Below are 14,784 nucleotides of genomic sequence, written 5' to 3'. Positions count from 1 at the left end.
TTTTTCACAGTGCGGCATTGGTCATTTGGCACGGTGGCACGCACCGGTTCAGTGCGTATTTTTCGGTCAGTGCTGCACTGTGGTTCGGACCGGTTCGGTTCAGTCAGGTCTCAACGCAGACGGAATCGGACGGGCAGAGCGTAGCTGAAACTCTGGCCATTCATTCTGGCAGGCACAGCCGGCAGGGGGGCGGCGTCTCTGAGCATCTCCAGGGCGGCGTCATCGAGCAACGGGTGGCCAGAACCGGTTTTCAAGTGCAGTTCCAGCAGTTTCCCCTCCCGATCGAACCTGAAGACCACCACTGGCGTGCCTTCCTGTCCCAACCGACGCGCCCGTCTGGGGTATTGGTAATGCTGGCTCAGATGCCGGCTGAGCTGCTTCAGATACTCGTCGATTCTGGCAGAACTGCCCGCTTCAAGCTGGACCTGCTGGTTTTTCGGTTCGGTACTCTCGGCAACGTCCGTGGCTGTGGTTGCCGACGGTTCCCGCGGGCTGGTTTCGGCCGCCGGTTCCGGTTTGGTGTTTGGCTCCGGTTCTGGCTTAGGCACTGTTTCAGGCACTGGTTCGGGTTCGGGTTCAGGCTCTGGTTCCGGTACGGGCTCGGGTTTTGGCTGGGGCTCCGGCTCTGACGGCTGTTCGGGGGTCGGCTCAGGTTGGGGTTCCTGTTGTGGCGCCAGACTGATGCGAACCGCCGGGGCAGTGTTGCTGGGCGCCTCACCCATTGCCAGTTGGGTGATCGGTTGCTGGGGTATAGCGAACAGCAGGATCAGCCCAGCGGTCACGACCGCGACCAGTAACAGCCCCGTCCTGATCAACTGTGGGGATGCTTTCATGGAGCCGGTTCCGTCAACAGCAGGATTTCGGTGTAGCCTGCGTCTTCGAGGGTTCTGAACAGGCTCTCCAGTTTGGCCATGGCCAGGCCCTCGGCCGCGGCGACGGTCAACGGCTGTTGTGGATCTGCCGGCGGCAGCAATGCAAGTAGGCGTTCCCGGTTCAGGACCTGGCCGGCGATCTTCCAGTCGCCCTTGCTGGTCACCGACAGCTCGGCCCGGGGTTCCTGCTGCTGCGCTCCGGTCTCGGCAGTGGGCAGCGTTGGCAGTGGCTCATCGGCCATCTGGCCGGCCACGATAAAAAACATCAGCAGCAGAAACACCAGATTGATCAGTGGCAATAGCGCATCTTCCACGCGCTCCATCAAGGTCTTGCCTGAGCTGAACGGTGGTGGAACCAGGTCGGTCATGGGGTCTGTTCGGGTTGCCTTTGCCAATGGGTTTCGATGCCGGCGGCGTCCAGGCGGGTCAGGGCCTGGGTGAACTGTCCCAGTCGGGTTTGTGGCCGGGTGCCCAGAGTGACTTCGTTCACCCCCTCTGCGGCAAGGGCTGGAATCAGCTCATCCGGTGTAAACGCCTGCCCCTGCCATAGCACCCGGCCGTCGTTGCCTACGGTCAGTGCGGGAATCGGATCGCCAGCCTCGGTGCGCTTCTCCGGGGTGGCATTGGCCAGTTCCAATGAGCCCACGGGCAATAGACGGCTAGTGAGCATGAAAAACACCAGCAGGATGAACACCACATCAATCAGCGGTGTCATGCGAATGGGAATGGGTCGGCTGGGCCGGGGTTCAACCAGTTGCATGGGCCAGGCGCTGTCGACTGCGTGCTGCGAAATCCTGTGGCTCGCTGCTGTCTTGGGTGTCGGCTTCCGGTCCCAGCTCGCCCTTTGGTCCGGCTGTCGCGACCTTAAGGCCGTCAGCGCCATTCAGGACAGTCACCAGGGTGCTGTTGATGGTGGCGTGCAGTCGGCGCAGCCGGAACTCGATCCAGGCGGCCAGGGCCGCAAAGGGGATGGCAATCACCAGACCAGCCGCGGTGGTGGTCAAAGCCTCGTAGATGCCGCCACTGAGTTGCGTCGCGTTGGCACGGCCCTCGGATGTCGCCATGGCGCCAAAAGCGTCGATCATGCCCATTACCGTACCCAACAACCCCAGCAGCGGCGCGAGCGCGGCAATGACCTCAATGATCTTAAGCGGGGCTTCAAACGGCTGCAGTGCTTCCTGGGCATCCCGTGCCGCCGTGGTTTTGATGCGGGCCTGGTCGCGCTGGGCCTGACAGGCCTTGGCGGTATCGAGTACCAGCGGCAGCAACGGGTTGAGCCGGCCGACGGCGCTGGCCTGCTGGCGGAACGTCTCGGGCTGGGCATCAGCGGGTGTTTGTTGCCAAACCGTCATGAAGCGCTTCAGTGGGCGGGTCAGGCGTGGTGCGTAGAAAGCACCGATCAGCATCAGGTAGAGGAAGGTTACGAACCCGATTACTGCGAGGGCGGCCAGCACCATCATGACCGGCCCGCCCATCTCAAACAGCTGGGCGAGCGGGCCGTTGAAGGGCTCGGCTGATGAGAGCAGGGAAGAATCTGGCATGGGGATCCTCGCAAAAATAAATTCAGCTGCGAATGATAACGCTTATCAATACGTTTGCAAGGCGTAATCTGACAATCGCCCCAGCTCTGTTAAAATGCCCGGCGCCAGCCCTCAATTCATCACGCCCAACTACAACGTGGTCAGCTGCGGAGACGATCTGATTAGTCCAACCTTTACTCCAACCCCCAAGCATTCAACGCTGGAAGAAAATGATGATTAAACGCTGGCTCGGGAGTCTGGCGAACCGTGCGGTGGTGCTGGTGATTGGCTTCACCTTGTCGTCGGCGTTGGTGGTTGCCGTGGTGGGCGCCGTGCTCAGTCAGAGTGAGCTGGAACAGCAGGCAAAAAACCAGGTAGCAACCATTGCGCAACTGGTTGCTGGTGAGCTGGATGACAAGCTAGCGCGCCGGCTGGATACGATTAGTCATGTGGCCCGCAGCTTTGCCATGGATGAAGCCATGCTGGAGGGTCGCGCCAATGCTCTTATTGGTGAGCAATATGCTCTCCAGGACCTGTTCGATGCTGTTTACCTGATTGATTCCAAAGGCAATGTTCTTGCAGAAAATCTCTCGGATCTTGATCTGATCGGCTCTAATTTAAGCCACCGTGATTATTTTCAAGACGCATCCCAGCGGTTGACCCCGGTTATTAGCGAACCCTACGTCTCGATTTATCAGGATCAGCCGGCGATCACTATCGTTGCGCCGATCTTCGATCATCGTCAGAAATTCATTGGCATGCTCGCCGGCGCCCTGCTGCTGAGCGGCGAGAATTTCATGGAGGAAGTTGCCGACCTTCGTATTGGCGAAACCGGCTACCTGGGTGTGGCCACCCGCAGCGGTATTACCCTGGCTCATGGGCGGACAGGCCAAGTGATGGTGCCTGTGCGCGTTGGTAATCCGGTGCTCAAGGATGCCATGGAGGGGTTTGAAGGTACCCGGCAAACCCGCAACGGCGAGGGCGTTCGTACCATCATGTCGGTCCGGCAGATGGATCAGGTGCCCTGGTTTGTCGCGGCGGTATGGCCGGCTCGGGAAGCTTTTGCACCGATTACCCGGATGACCGATGCCTTCCTGTGGACGTTGCTGGGCATTGTTGGTGTTGTGACCCCTTTTGCACTCTGGCGCTTCCGACGGCTGATGGCGCCCCTTCAGGTGCTGGGTCAGCAAATCAATGAGCGGCACCTGGGGGTTCGTACCGTGCCGGTGGATGTCAGCGGTGGTCGGGAAATCCGGCAGGTGGCTGAGATTTTCAATACTGTCATGGACGAGCGTGAAGACGTATTGACCTCTCTGGCAGAGCGCGAGGCCTTTTTCCGTTCCCTGACCCAGAGCGCGCCGATAGGCATCATCCAGACCGATGTTCTTGGCCGCATCGATTTCGTGAACCCGGCCTTTGAAAACCTCATTGGGCGGCCAGCGTCGGAACTTCAGCATACTTATCTGATCGAGGGCGTCCTCGAGGCTGACCGGGAAGCAGTATTGAGTGGTTGGAGGCAGTCACTCAGGAACAAAGAGGTGTTCCGGGGTCGATTCCGCATTCTAAGTCGCGGCGAGCGGGACCTGATCTGGGGTGATGTGATGACTTCGGTGATTGAAACACCGGACAAGACCCTGGGCAGCATTACCGTTGTCCGGGACGTGTCCCGGGAGCTGGAGGTGGAAGAGGCTCTGCGCGAGGAGCAACAACGCGCCGAAAACATCCTCGGCGTGCTGCAGGAAGGCGTGTTGATGGTGGATATTGAAGGCCGGATTCGGTTCGCCAACCAGACTGCTTGCCAATTCCTGGGCGCCGAGGGCGACTGCGCCCAGCATAATTTTTTTGATCTGGTGGAAATCTGGAGCGAAGAAAAGGTTTTGAGCCACAATGATTTTCTGACCGGTGGCGACATCGACAGCCTGTACGCCACCCTGAAGAACCGCAACGATGGTCGGTACGATATCGACCTGACCGTGCTCCATGTTCGTCAGGGCCGGTTTAACGAACGTATGGTGTTCGTGATCCGGGACGACAGCGAACGTCGTCGTCAGGAAGAACGCCTGTCCTGGGAGGCCACCCACGACAGCCTGACCCATCTGCTTAATCGCCGGGCCTTCAGTGCCTCCCTGCTCAAGTGCCTGAGTGAAGTGACCGAGCCGACTGCGCGTTCGGTGCTGATGCTGATCGATCTGGACCATTTCAAACCCGTTAACGACCAGGGCGGCCACCTGCTCGGGGACGACTTGCTCAAGCGTCTGGCCGATCTGTTCAAAGACACGGTTCGACAGTCCGACACCGTCGCCCGCCTGGGTGGTGATGAATTCGGCATCATTTTGCCCATGTGCGGGCTGGAGCGGGCGGAGACGCTGGCCGAACGCATCCGGGCACGGGTTCAGGACTTGCGGATCGAACAGGACGGTCGAAGCTTTGGTGTTACCGCCAGTATCGGCTTGACCGAACTCGCCCCCGGTGACAGCGGGCCGCGAGAAGTCATGGCCCGGGCCGATGAGGGCTCCTACACCGCCAAATCCCGTGGTCGCAACGCCGTGGTGGTGATGCCAGCCCGGTCCTGACGCTTACCACCAGCCTGAGGACTGGCCGGCCTGCCACAATAGCCGGGCGGCCAGGGCAGTTAAGATCAGGTTGAAGGCCTGGTGAAACCAGCGGTTACTGAGTGACTTGAGCACGTGCAGGCCCAGCCAGGTTCCGGCAAAGCCACTGGCTATCATAGCCAGGATGAAGGGCAGCCAATCCGGGAAGACAAACCCCGCTACCGTGAAAACCAGCGCCTTGGGCGCGTGCTGCAAGGTCATGGCGGTGGCGAAGGTGGCCACGGTGGTGAAGCGGTCCCGGTGAATCTGTTTGATAAAGGCCGCAACCAGTGGCCCGGTGGCGCCGACAAACAGGCTGATGAAGCTGGTCAGGCCCGAGGCCAGAAATATTCCCGTGTTTCCAAACGAGGCCTTGGGCAGGGCCGGTCCCCAGCACAGAAACAGCACGAACAGGGCGATGGTCAGTTGCCAGGCTGCGGCCGGCAGATCGACCAGCAGCCAGGCCCCAAGGGCCGCACCCACCAGTACACCCGGCGCAAAGGCGCCAATCACCTTCCAATCGACCTGTTTCCGGGTAAGCAGCGCCCGTCCGCCGTTGGAGCCCAGCTGGATCATGCCATGCACCGGGATGATGGCCGCGGGCGGCATCCAGGTAGCCATCAGTACCAGCAGCAGTACCCCGCCGCCGGCGCCCAGGCTGGCGGTGATCATGGAGGTCAGGACCGAACACGCTAACAGGAACGCCGCAACCGGAAGGCTCAGGCTGTCGGGCAGGAGAGTTATTTCCATGCACAGAAGTCCGTGCTGTTCAGCCGGGGGGTGCGGCACAGGGCTTCCGTGGCCAGCTGCACGTCGGCCACGTAATACAGGGAGGCCAGCCCGAGGCGATCACGGCCCAGGTTATGGAACACCATGCCGAAGGCAATGTCGCCGGCGGTGAATCGGTCATGGTGTTCGGCAAAGTAGGCGGCGGGCTTGGACAGGGCCTCGTCGGTCAGCAGGGCCTCAACCCGGCCCGCGCCACCATGGTAGGCCTGGATCAGCAGCAGGGTGAACAGGCGCTGTTGCTTGGTCTCGGGCAGGTGGCCAAAGCGCTCGGCAAATGCAGGCTCGAGATTACGGGCATTCTGATTCATCAGGCGCAGAGCGCAGTCGATCTGCGCCAGACGGTGCCAGTAGTTGCGTGGTTTGATCCGGCAGTCTGACAGCGCCGAGGGCGACAGTTGCAGGATGCCCCGTGCATTAGCGCCGGAATGGGCGCGGGCCTGGCCACCGCTTTCGATCAGGATCTGGCCTGCCAGATACAGGGGCAGCTCCCGCGGCAGGTCCAGGCGACCCTGGTCCTGACGGGTCTGGACGACATAACGAAGAGCGGAATGCAGGGATTCCGGTTGGCCGCTGGAGGCGAAATTCAGATCGTCCCAGGCACCCCAGATCCGTTCTGAAGGCAGGGTGCCAAGGTAGCGGGCCACCGCCTCGTCCAGGTTCACGTGTGGCTGGTCGCAGGCCAGGGCGAAGGGGTACCCGGTCTGGCCTGTTTTGCCAGGCAGCCAGGTGTCGGTGCGGTTATCATCGAACAGCTTTTGCCGGGTATCGTTGAGCCGGGCCTGGGTTTCGTCCCGATCGGAGCCATCGCTGATCCAGGCCAGAAACTGGCCCCGCATATCAAACAAAATGTGGCGATCGGTTTCGGCGCAGTAACCGGATTCCTTCAGCACCCAGCCGCGAATGGTTAACACATTGCTGTAGACCCCCTGGCTGACCCAGTAGGGCGAGCTCCGAACCACCTGGGTCCAGTCGTCACTGGTGGCGGTTTTTCCCGGGTTGGCGCTGGCGGTGCCAAGCGTCGCCCAGGCCAGGGTGAAAAACACACAGAGCTGTCGTAAGCTCATGACTCTCCAAACCATATACGAACCACTCAAGAGAAAACCGTGACCGTCCCGGGACCACAATAACAAACGGAACCGCTCATGAAGCAATCAGAATATCTGAGGTATGACGCCACCGCACTGGCAGATTTGATCCAACGTGGCGAAGTAACGCCCCGGGAAGTGTGTGAGGCGGCTATTGACCGGGCCACCCGGGTCAACGGCTCGCTGAACGCCATCTGCCATCCTCAGTTCACGGAAGCCCTGGAACAGGAGTTTCCAGCCTCGTCGGTGTTCTCCGGGGTGCCGCTGCTGCTCAAGGATCTGGCCCAGGAGCAGGCGGGTCATCCCTGTACCTATGGCAGCCGGGGTCTGACCCGCAATATTGCGTCCCAGGACTCAGAGTTTGTCCGGCGTGCGCGGGAGGCTGGCCTGGTGTTCCTGGGCCGCACCGCGACTCCGGAATTTGGGCTCAAAGCCGTGACCGAGTCCGAGCTGTGGGGGCCATCGCGTAATCCGTGGCAAACCGAATGCACTCCCGGTGGGTCCAGTGGTGGTTCCGGTGCGGCGGTGGCTGCGGGCGTGGTGCCTATGGCCGGTGCCAACGATGGCGGCGGTTCCATTCGCATTCCGGCGGCCTACAACGGCCTGTTTGGTCTCAAACCCTCCCGGGGCCGCATTTCCAGTGGCCCGTTGGTGGGTGAGGCCTGGACCGGCGCCTCTTCTGATCACGTGGTCAGCCGCACGGTTCGCGATAGTGCGGCCATGCTGGATGTCCTTAGTGGGTCGGCCCCCGGCGACCCGTTTGAAATCCCGGCGCCGGCGGGACGGTATCGGGATCTGATCCAGCAGTCTCCGGGCACCCTGAAAATTGGTGTGTTCACGGCCTCGCCCTACGGGACCGAGGTGGCCCCCGACTGCGTTGGCGCGGTGGAAGCCACGGCGCGGGTGCTGGAAAATCTGGGCCACACGGTGGAGTACGCCCGCCCGGACTATGACGGCATGGCGCTGGCCCGCTGTTACCTCGGGCTCTACTTTGGCGAGGTGTCCGCGATGATGGCCCGGGCGCGCGAGGAGTTCGGTGCCGGGGACGACAGTTTCGAGCTGGATACCCGGCTGATCGGGATGCTGGGCAACACCATGCCGCTGTCGGATTACGTTCGGCGCCGGCAGCGCTGGAACGATTTTGCCCGTGCCCTGGGCACGTTCTTTGGCCGTTACGATCTTTATCTGTGCCCGACCACCGGCCAGCTTCCGGCCCGGATCGGCGAACTGGATACCCCGGCGCACCTGAAACTGGTAGCCAAAGTGATGCTGGCGCTGAAGGCGGGGAAGCTGGTGCACCGCACTGGCCAGGTGGATCAGATGGCGATGGAGAGCCTGGCCCGCACCCCGTTTACCCAGCTGGCTAACCTGACGGGTACCCCGGCGATGTCGGTGCCCATGCACTGGAGTCAGTCCGGTTTACCGGTGGGCGTGCAATTTGGCGGCCGGCACGGCGATGAAGCCCGGCTGCTGCAACTGGCGGCTCAGCTGGAAGAGGCGAGCCCCTGGTTTGGCCAATACGAGCGCCTGGAGAACGCATTCGACGGCTAGGGGTTGTGATCCGGTTGGGGAAACTCCACGTTTATCTTTGTGTGCGGAACAGGCTATGCTGTCTATCAGGAAGGTTCCTTCCTTCCTGAACGACCCTGATGGCATCGAGGAGGCGAGCGTATTATGAACCAACCGATGGCAATCGATGATCTGGTGTCAGTAGCACAGGCCGAGGCAATGGGGGAGCTGGATGCCCCTATGATGGCGATCGTCCTGTCCAGTGAACAAAGCTACGACTTGCCCATTAACTCCCTTGAAACCGATGCCGACAAGGCCCGCTGGGGACTGATCCTCCGCGCCGCCCGCGAGCATGTGGAAGCGGATGCCGTGGCCGTGCTGTACCCAGCCTGGACCACCATTCGTCACAAAAACCCGGAAATGGCGCCAGACAGCGAATCGGAGCATGCCGATGCTGACGCAGACGCCGCTGATAACAGCCCGATCGATACCTTGTTCGTTCAGCTACACACCCGAGATCACGTGTACTGGCGGGGGTTCGAGCAGATTCGGGATCCCAAGCATCAGCGCATTGTCGGCTTTCGCCGAATCAAGGCGCTGTCCACCGACTATAAACGGGACGAAGCCCCGTCGGTTGCGGCTTGGCTCAGCACCTTGTTCGAGCCACTGCCCGATGAAGGCCAGGAAACTGATGTCGATCGGGAACTGGCTGATCTTCTTGAGGAACCAGAAGTCAGCGCAGCCCTCTACCCCAGGGAGCTGAGAGCGCTGCACTAAGCAACGCCAGCTGATTCTTTCATCAATTGTCTCCGGCCGTTTAGCCCCTAAACGGCCGGTGTGCGTTCCCATACCCACATCAGACTGACGCCAACCACTCCCAGAAGAACCACCGGCACCAGTGCCCGCTGATAGAGCGGTGTTGCTTGCGCCAGTAAGTTTAGCAGCGGGAAGCAGATCGCCAGCAATGCCAGCTGGCCAAGCTCAACGCCCACATTGAACCCTGCCAGGGCGACGGCCAGATTGGCGGTGCCAGAGGTCAGGTCCGACAGCACGCTGGCAAAGCCGAAGCCGTGAATCAGCCCGAAGCCAAAGGCCAGCGGCCAGGTTTTGCGCCCGAGCACTGGCCAGACCACGTTCACCGCCGCCACCACAATGGACGCTGCAATCACCGTTTCCACCCAGGCAATGGGCAGGCTGACGATCTTCAGGGCCGCCAGCGCCAAAGTGATTGAGTGCGCAACCGTAAAGGCAGTGACCACGCCGGTCAGCTCGATGATCTGCGCTCGGGATGGCAACCAACGCTGCGGCGAGGTTATTGAATCGTTGCGGGAGAGGCTGGCCGGAAGCACCAGTACCAACAAAAACAGGATGTGATCCAGGCCGATCAGCAGGTGCACCACGCCTTCCCAGAGAAACGTGGTGAAGCTGTGCCAGAGTCCCGCGCGGCCAGCCGGGCGCAAATCCACAGTTTGGCTGTCTGGTCCCGCCACTGCCAGTGACGATTCGTTGCCAGCGCTGATCTGAATCAGCCCGCGGTGCAGGCTGTCCTGCGCGAAGAGCAGCTGGTAGTTAAGGCTATCCGGGGCCTGACCGCCGTCGCAGAGCACCTGGTAACGGGTGGCGGCGTAGGCGCCATCGCTGTGCTGGCTGATTCCCGACTCCTCGCCCCTCAGCTGGCAGGCGGTATTGTCAGCCGACAGAGTAATGGCTGCCTCGATGGCAGCCAGGATCGCCCCTCGATGCTGACGCAACTCGCCACCGGTCACCTCGCCGTCGCGGTTGGTATCCAGGGGAACCAGCAGGGCCAAATCCCGCAGAGCTACGTCGATCCTGAACTGCCTGGAGTCGGTGTCCAGGTACATGAAACTGTCACTGGCCTTATGGGCCAGCACTGGATTGGCCAGTGCCAATAGCCAGAGAAATACGGTGAGTAGTGGTAGGGGAATTGGCCGGAACATCACGGTGCCTCCGGGTAGCGCTGGTCAATCTGATCATACTGCGCCAGCCATTGGTGTAAACGCTCTAGGGCGGGCTGGTCTCCAGCGCTGTGTGCAGCTCTCAAGGCCAGGCGGGTGTCCATGGGTTCGCGCTGGGTCTCCCAGTTGGCCAGTGCATGCTTCAGGGCCAGCGTCGGACGGTTTTCGATGTCGAGCTGAAAGCGGGCGAAATCCCGCTGATGCAGCAGGGTGCCGCGCCACTGGGCTTCGGCAAACCGTTCCCGCAGGGAGTCTGCCAGCGCTTCCGCCGCCGGGGCCCCCGCTTCGCGCAGGGCAATCGCTCGGATAACCGCCAGAGCATCGACCTGTTTATAGCCTTCGGTGAGTGCCAGGGTTGCCTGGAGATTGCCTGCCTGCAGGTGCCAATCTGCCAGTTGTGTCCGGGTGTAGAGATCATCCGGTGATTGTTGAAGCACGATACCCCAGTGGACGGCTGCCGAGTCGAGGTCCAGCTGTGCTGCAAGATCGCCCAATGTGCCTTCGGCCCAGAGTTGGCCGGTTAGGTCGGCATTGGAGGCTGAGGCCTGTTGGGCTTGCAAGTGCGCGTAGGCGGCGTCGGCCTGGCCGGTTCTGGCGTCGGTTTGCGCCAGACAGCTGGCAGCAATCAGCCCGGGGTAGATGCCTGCCAGTTCCTGGCAGTGCTGTCGGGCTTTGCCATAGTTGCCCTGCACCAGCTCGAGGTTGGCCAGGGTCAGCCGCGATTGAATCCGCTGCTGGCGCTGTTGTGTGGTTTGCAAGACCCGCTCCAGATCCTGCCGGGCCGCATCGAAGCGGTGCAGGCTCTGGGCCAGGGTGGCACGCAGAACTCGTAGCCGATCCGTAAAGCCAGCCTCCGGCCAGTCTTGCAGCAGACGCTCGGCGTAGCCCAGGAATCGGGGGTCGCCGGTCGATCGGGCCTGACCGATCAGCTGTTGTACCTCATCAGCCAATGCCTCGACATTGTCGGGGGTAGAGCTTAGGTCGGGCGACATGTCCGGAAGCGTTGCCAACACAGCATGGTCAGAAAAATCGTTTTGGATTGGGCTCGGCGCACTGGTCACCACTGATGCCGACAGCAGTGATCCGGCCAGAGTAAGCCCAAGCCAAAAAGCCCTGCCCGGGAGGGCAGGGAAGGAAATCGCCGGACGACGACGGATGTCGCTCCGGCGAAGGGTCTTCTTAACGGAACAGGTCATCGTAGGCCTGTGGGTTGTTTTCATCGTTGAAGCTGAAGTCCGTGTCGTTGATCTCCACCGCCGCACGGGTATCGCTGGTGTTGGCGATTTCCGCTTTCACGAAGGTGGTGAAATCCACTGACGGATTCGGTCGCTCAAATCCGACGCTGGAGCCGTCGGTGCAGCCCGCAAGCGTCAGTACTGCCGCTAGAAGGCCTGAGATAGTGAGAGCTTTTTTCATGATTGTCTCCTTATCTGTCGGCTATGGACGCTGCGGGTTGGGTGAACCGGAAATGGGATGGCCCAGATACGGGAACTCGGTTAGCAATGGGCCAGTAGCTGTGACCGCCCCGTCCGTGAATTCTGTGTCTTTAGCGGTGGCATCACCGGGCATAAGAGTTTCGAAGTCCGGATGTACGGCGTCGAATCGATCTGCATAAAGGACACCCATCGCAACACGCAAGGCGATATCGACAACGTCGTCAACTGGGCGCCTTCCATTCGGGAAGCCTGCGAAATCAGGATTAACAATAGTGCCCATGCCATCAGTTTCAATCACGCCCAGATCGTTCTGGCTTGTCAATTCAGTAGGAGCGATGGTTGTGTTAAGTCGCAACATCTCACTCAGAACAACATTGCCACTTGGACGATTCAAGCCTGGTACACCGTTTAGAAATGCCCAGATCAAGTCTGCTCGTGGAAATGCAGTAGGTGCATCGGCTGCTCCCGGGAAACCGGCCGTGTCAGCTTGCTCGCCAAATAGAATTTCTACCAATGCCGGCAAAGTTGGAGTCAGGACATATGGAGCAAAGTTGCTTGCGTCGTCCTTGGGTTCGCTGGCATTGAACTTGTTCTTATCACGCAGACCAATAACTACTTCATTGACCAAAGGTGAACCAAGGCGGGAAACCTGAGTGTAAGCTCCACCCTCGACAGTCGCACCCTTACCCATATCCGTATCGGTGAACTTGGTGGGTTCGGGATTGAGAACCCGGGCTTGGCGCAGGCTCGCTGAGGTCCAGCCACCGATGACCGGTTCGCTACCTGAAGTCAAACACTGTGTCGGTACTTCGATCGCCAGAGAGGTAACGTTTTTATCGTTTAGGATGTTGAGGCCGAGATCCCGGCCGTTGAACCCCGCAACATCGGCGAGTGGTAAATTGACTAGGTCGAAAATTTCGCCGAGGTTGACGGCAAAGGCTTCTTGCCGTTGTCCGACAAAGACACGTCCCATGCCACAGCCTGGAATACTGATATCATTGACGTGACTTTTTGCGTAGGTGGGATAGTTGGAAATGGTCTTCGAGCCGATGTTGTCCGCCGGCTTACTAAAATTGGTACCGCCTGACATATCCGTTACTGCCTGGACAGTCCCGGTACGACGGTCCCCCCTAATAACGTCGATGGAATAGGTTTGACGGGATTGAAGCGCCGGATTATTAGCATCCGCGCTCGCGTCTGCCCCAAGAGCTGCTGCGGTTTTCAGCGGGATGGCAACGTCAGTCCCATCGATATTTAGGGTGAAATCCTGGTTTACGGTCTCGAAGTCAAACTGGAACGTCAGATCTTCTACTGCATCACCATCATTATCGATATGAATCTCGTAAATCGCGTTTTCGTCGAGATCAAAATAGTTCGGACCGCCGTATGCATCCTGTAGAGGCAAGTAGTTGGCGATCAGGGTTACGAAATCCTCTCGGCCTGTCTCATAACTGCGGAACATGTAAAAATCAGTACCGTCTACTTTCGGAACTTCGGTGATAAACGGAGCTTCCCGGTGACTGGACGCCTGGCTCAGGCTGGCGCCTAAACAGATTCCCGCTACGGCGACTGCGAGGGCCGAGCGTTTTGTGGCTGTGTTCATTGCGTGTTCCTCGTCTATTGTTGGGTTGTGCAACAGAAGCAACGGGCAGCGTTGCGAGAAAGATGCACCCCTGACTGAAAAATAAATTCGACCACTGTGCTGCATCTCACCCGAGAGTCGGCGCGTACCCAGAACAACAACGAGTGGAGCTGAAATGTCTCGAATCGACGCCAGTCAGGATGACCTGATGCGCCTTTTGATTGCGGTGTCCCATGAGGACCGACGTGCGTTCCAGCAGATGTATGAGCTGATCTCCGGCCGCATGTACGGCGTTTGCCTGAAGCTGGCTGGGCAGCGGGAACTGGCGGAAGAAGCCTTGCAGGAGACCTTTATTCAGATCTGGCACCACGCCCGTGAGTATCACAGCGATCGCGGCACGCCCCTGGGGTGGATGATGACGATTGCCCGCTATCGCACCCTGGATTTAATGCGCGCCAGAAAGGTTCGCCAACACGCCGGCGAGGATCAGCTGGAGCATGTGGAGGATCAGCGTGCCGGTCCGCTGGATGAATCGCTCCGCAGTGCTGGCGCGACCCAGTTGACCGGGTGTTTGAGTGAACTGAGTGACGTGCAACGGGACAGCATTTTGCTGTCCTACTACAAGGGCCTGACCCACGACGAATTGTCGCAGGCGTTGAGTTCTCCGATCGGAACGGTGAAGAGCTGGATTCGGCGCGGTTTGATTGCCCTCAAGAGGTGTCTCGAAAAATGAAGATGACAACGGAACGTATTGAGAGCCTGGCGGCAGAGTATGTGCTGGGCTCTCTGCATGGTCGGGCCCGTCGTCGGTTCGAGCGCTGGATGATGGAATCGGGCCGGGTGCGCCAGGAAGTCTGGTACTGGGAACAGAAACTGGGCCAGCTGTCTGCGGAAGTACCTTCGGTGGAGCCACCCAAATCAGTCTGGCAGGCGATTGAACGTCGGCTCTGGCCGGACACGGCCAAGTCTGGCGCGCGTGCGGGATCAGGGCTGCGCTGGCTATGGCCGAGTTGGAGTCTGGTGGCCACAGCGGCCGCGGTGATGATGGCGGTATTGATCGTGCAGCAGCCGGTGCCCGCACCACAGCTGTCTGGCGCGATTGTCCAGGCCAATGTCAGTGATCCGCTCTGGCTGGTCAGTGAGTCTGGGCCGGACCGGTTGCTGAAATTGCGTTCGATTGCGGCCAGCGCGGCTGATGCCGGCAAGGATTATGAGCTCTGGGTAGTGCCCGAACAGGGCCAGCCGTTATCGCTCGGGGTCATCCCGGCGGGCGGCGTGCACCAGGTCACGTTGACTGACGAGGCCCGGACAGCGCTGTCCCAGAGCCGTACCCTGGCGATCAGCCTGGAGCCTGTGGGCGGCTCGCCAACGGGTGCCCCCACCGGCCCAATCCTGCACGTGACCAAACTGTATGAACTCTGACG

15 protein-coding genes are annotated in these 14,784 nt (G+C 60.3%); 5 read left to right on the top strand and 10 right to left on the bottom strand.

Translation table 11 applies throughout. The features are described from left to right. Positions 1-110: 110 nt before the first annotated feature. From FGO67_RS01880 to FGO67_RS01865, 4 genes are read right to left on the bottom strand one after another with little or no spacing between them, the layout of a single operon-like run. A complete protein-coding gene (locus FGO67_RS01880) occupies positions 111-833 on the bottom strand; it encodes an energy transducer TonB (protein ID WP_203299040.1) in 723 nt (240 codons plus the stop codon). Next, entirely contained in the window at positions 830-1,240 is a 411-nt protein-coding gene (locus tag FGO67_RS01875) for an ExbD/TolR family protein (RefSeq protein ID WP_203299039.1), read from the bottom strand. The genes FGO67_RS01880 and FGO67_RS01875 overlap by 4 nt, the downstream gene beginning before the upstream one ends. Beyond that, the gene (locus FGO67_RS01870; RefSeq protein WP_203299038.1) at positions 1,237-1,632 is read right to left on the bottom strand and encodes an ExbD/TolR family protein; all 396 of its coding nucleotides are present in this window, start codon (positions 1,630-1,632) and stop codon (positions 1,237-1,239) included. The genes FGO67_RS01875 and FGO67_RS01870 overlap by 4 nt, the downstream gene beginning before the upstream one ends. Then, a complete protein-coding gene (locus FGO67_RS01865; RefSeq protein WP_203299037.1) occupies positions 1,619-2,413 on the bottom strand; it encodes a MotA/TolQ/ExbB proton channel family protein in 795 nt (264 codons plus the stop codon). The genes FGO67_RS01870 and FGO67_RS01865 overlap by 14 nt, the downstream gene beginning before the upstream one ends. Positions 2,414-2,622: 209 nt before the next feature. Here FGO67_RS01865 and FGO67_RS01860 point away from each other — a divergent pair, with 209 nt between their 5' ends. Continuing rightward, positions 2,623-4,965 carry a diguanylate cyclase domain-containing protein gene (locus FGO67_RS01860; RefSeq protein WP_338039521.1) on the top strand — a complete coding sequence of 781 codons (2,343 nt, stop codon included), beginning with the start codon at positions 2,623-2,625 and terminating at the stop codon, positions 4,963-4,965. A 3-nt stretch (positions 4,966-4,968) separates the two neighbouring features. Here the strand turns inward: FGO67_RS01860 and FGO67_RS01855 are convergent, their stop codons facing one another. Together FGO67_RS01855 and FGO67_RS01850 are read right to left on the bottom strand one after the other, a co-directional pair. Continuing rightward, positions 4,969-5,733, bottom strand: coding sequence for a sulfite exporter TauE/SafE family protein (locus FGO67_RS01855; RefSeq protein WP_203299036.1), 765 nt, complete (start codon positions 5,731-5,733; stop codon positions 4,969-4,971). Next, on the bottom strand, positions 5,724-6,836 hold the full coding sequence (locus FGO67_RS01850; protein ID WP_238942135.1) for a lysozyme family protein: 1,113 nt from the start codon (positions 6,834-6,836) through the stop codon (positions 5,724-5,726). The genes FGO67_RS01855 and FGO67_RS01850 overlap by 10 nt, the downstream gene beginning before the upstream one ends. A gap of 78 nt (positions 6,837-6,914) precedes the next feature. Between FGO67_RS01850 and FGO67_RS01845 the strand changes: the two genes are divergently transcribed. Beyond that, positions 6,915-8,408, top strand: coding sequence for an amidase (locus tag FGO67_RS01845; protein WP_203299034.1), 1,494 nt, complete (start codon positions 6,915-6,917; stop codon positions 8,406-8,408). A gap of 123 nt (positions 8,409-8,531) precedes the next feature. After that, positions 8,532-9,143 (top strand): hypothetical protein, encoded by a 612-nt coding sequence (locus tag FGO67_RS01840; protein ID WP_203299033.1) that lies wholly within the window; start codon positions 8,532-8,534, stop codon positions 9,141-9,143. A gap of 47 nt (positions 9,144-9,190) precedes the next feature. Here FGO67_RS01840 and FGO67_RS01835 read toward each other — a convergent pair whose 3' ends face one another. Genes FGO67_RS01835 through FGO67_RS01820 form a run of 4 tightly spaced genes read right to left on the bottom strand, consistent with a single transcriptional unit; the run spans position 9,191 to position 13,381 of the window. After that, a complete protein-coding gene (locus FGO67_RS01835; RefSeq protein WP_203299921.1) occupies positions 9,191-10,324 on the bottom strand; it encodes a HupE/UreJ family protein in 1,134 nt (377 codons plus the stop codon). Then, positions 10,324-11,538: a tetratricopeptide repeat protein gene (locus tag FGO67_RS01830; protein ID WP_238942134.1), complete on the bottom strand. Its 1,215-nt coding sequence runs from the start codon at positions 11,536-11,538 to the stop codon at positions 10,324-10,326. Before FGO67_RS01830 ends, FGO67_RS01835 begins: the two co-directional genes overlap by 1 nt. Next, positions 11,522-11,758 carry a hypothetical protein gene (locus tag FGO67_RS01825; RefSeq protein WP_203299032.1) on the bottom strand — a complete coding sequence of 79 codons (237 nt, stop codon included), beginning with the start codon at positions 11,756-11,758 and terminating at the stop codon, positions 11,522-11,524. Before FGO67_RS01825 ends, FGO67_RS01830 begins: the two co-directional genes overlap by 17 nt. Before the next feature lie 21 nt (positions 11,759-11,779). Beyond that, positions 11,780-13,381, bottom strand: coding sequence for a DUF4331 domain-containing protein (locus FGO67_RS01820; protein WP_203299031.1), 1,602 nt, complete (start codon positions 13,379-13,381; stop codon positions 11,780-11,782). 154 nt (positions 13,382-13,535) lie between these two features. Here FGO67_RS01820 and FGO67_RS01815 point away from each other — a divergent pair, with 154 nt between their 5' ends. Next, a complete protein-coding gene (locus tag FGO67_RS01815) occupies positions 13,536-14,093 on the top strand; it encodes a sigma-70 family RNA polymerase sigma factor (protein ID WP_203299030.1) in 558 nt (185 codons plus the stop codon). Then, the gene (locus tag FGO67_RS01810; RefSeq protein WP_203299029.1) at positions 14,090-14,782 is read left to right on the top strand and encodes an anti-sigma factor; all 693 of its coding nucleotides are present in this window, start codon (positions 14,090-14,092) and stop codon (positions 14,780-14,782) included. Before FGO67_RS01815 ends, FGO67_RS01810 begins: the two co-directional genes overlap by 4 nt. Positions 14,783-14,784 lie beyond the last annotated feature (2 nt).

The organism is Marinobacter sediminum, assembly GCF_016820575.1.
GTDB lineage: Bacteria > Pseudomonadota > Gammaproteobacteria > Pseudomonadales > Oleiphilaceae > Marinobacter > Marinobacter sediminum.
This window is presented reverse-complemented; position numbering and strand designations above follow the sequence as displayed.

Excerpts from the sequence above, each read along its gene's own strand:
- FGO67_RS01880 (WP_203299040.1), bottom strand. The coding sequence starts at position 833 with ATGAAAGCATCCCCACAGTTGATCAGGACGGGGCTGTTACTGGTCGCG.
- FGO67_RS01875 (WP_203299039.1), bottom strand. The coding sequence starts at position 1,240 with ATGACCGACCTGGTTCCACCACCGTTCAGCTCAGGCAAGACCTTGATG.
- FGO67_RS01870 (WP_203299038.1), bottom strand. The coding sequence starts at position 1,632 with ATGCAACTGGTTGAACCCCGGCCCAGCCGACCCATTCCCATTCGCATG.
- FGO67_RS01865 (WP_203299037.1), bottom strand. The coding sequence starts at position 2,413 with ATGCCAGATTCTTCCCTGCTCTCATCAGCCGAGCCCTTCAACGGCCCG.
- FGO67_RS01860 (WP_338039521.1), top strand. The coding sequence starts at position 2,623 with ATGATGATTAAACGCTGGCTCGGGAGTCTGGCGAACCGTGCGGTGGTG.
- FGO67_RS01855 (WP_203299036.1), bottom strand. The coding sequence starts at position 5,733 with ATGGAAATAACTCTCCTGCCCGACAGCCTGAGCCTTCCGGTTGCGGCG.
- FGO67_RS01850 (WP_238942135.1), bottom strand. The coding sequence starts at position 6,836 with ATGAGCTTACGACAGCTCTGTGTGTTTTTCACCCTGGCCTGGGCGACG.
- FGO67_RS01845 (WP_203299034.1), top strand. The coding sequence starts at position 6,915 with ATGAAGCAATCAGAATATCTGAGGTATGACGCCACCGCACTGGCAGAT.
- FGO67_RS01840 (WP_203299033.1), top strand. The coding sequence starts at position 8,532 with ATGAACCAACCGATGGCAATCGATGATCTGGTGTCAGTAGCACAGGCC.
- FGO67_RS01835 (WP_203299921.1), bottom strand. The coding sequence starts at position 10,324 with ATGTTCCGGCCAATTCCCCTACCACTACTCACCGTATTTCTCTGGCTA.
- FGO67_RS01830 (WP_238942134.1), bottom strand. The coding sequence starts at position 11,538 with ATGACCTGTTCCGTTAAGAAGACCCTTCGCCGGAGCGACATCCGTCGT.
- FGO67_RS01825 (WP_203299032.1), bottom strand. The coding sequence starts at position 11,758 with ATGAAAAAAGCTCTCACTATCTCAGGCCTTCTAGCGGCAGTACTGACG.
- FGO67_RS01820 (WP_203299031.1), bottom strand. The coding sequence starts at position 13,381 with ATGAACACAGCCACAAAACGCTCGGCCCTCGCAGTCGCCGTAGCGGGA.
- FGO67_RS01815 (WP_203299030.1), top strand. The coding sequence starts at position 13,536 with ATGTCTCGAATCGACGCCAGTCAGGATGACCTGATGCGCCTTTTGATT.
- FGO67_RS01810 (WP_203299029.1), top strand. The coding sequence starts at position 14,090 with ATGAAGATGACAACGGAACGTATTGAGAGCCTGGCGGCAGAGTATGTG.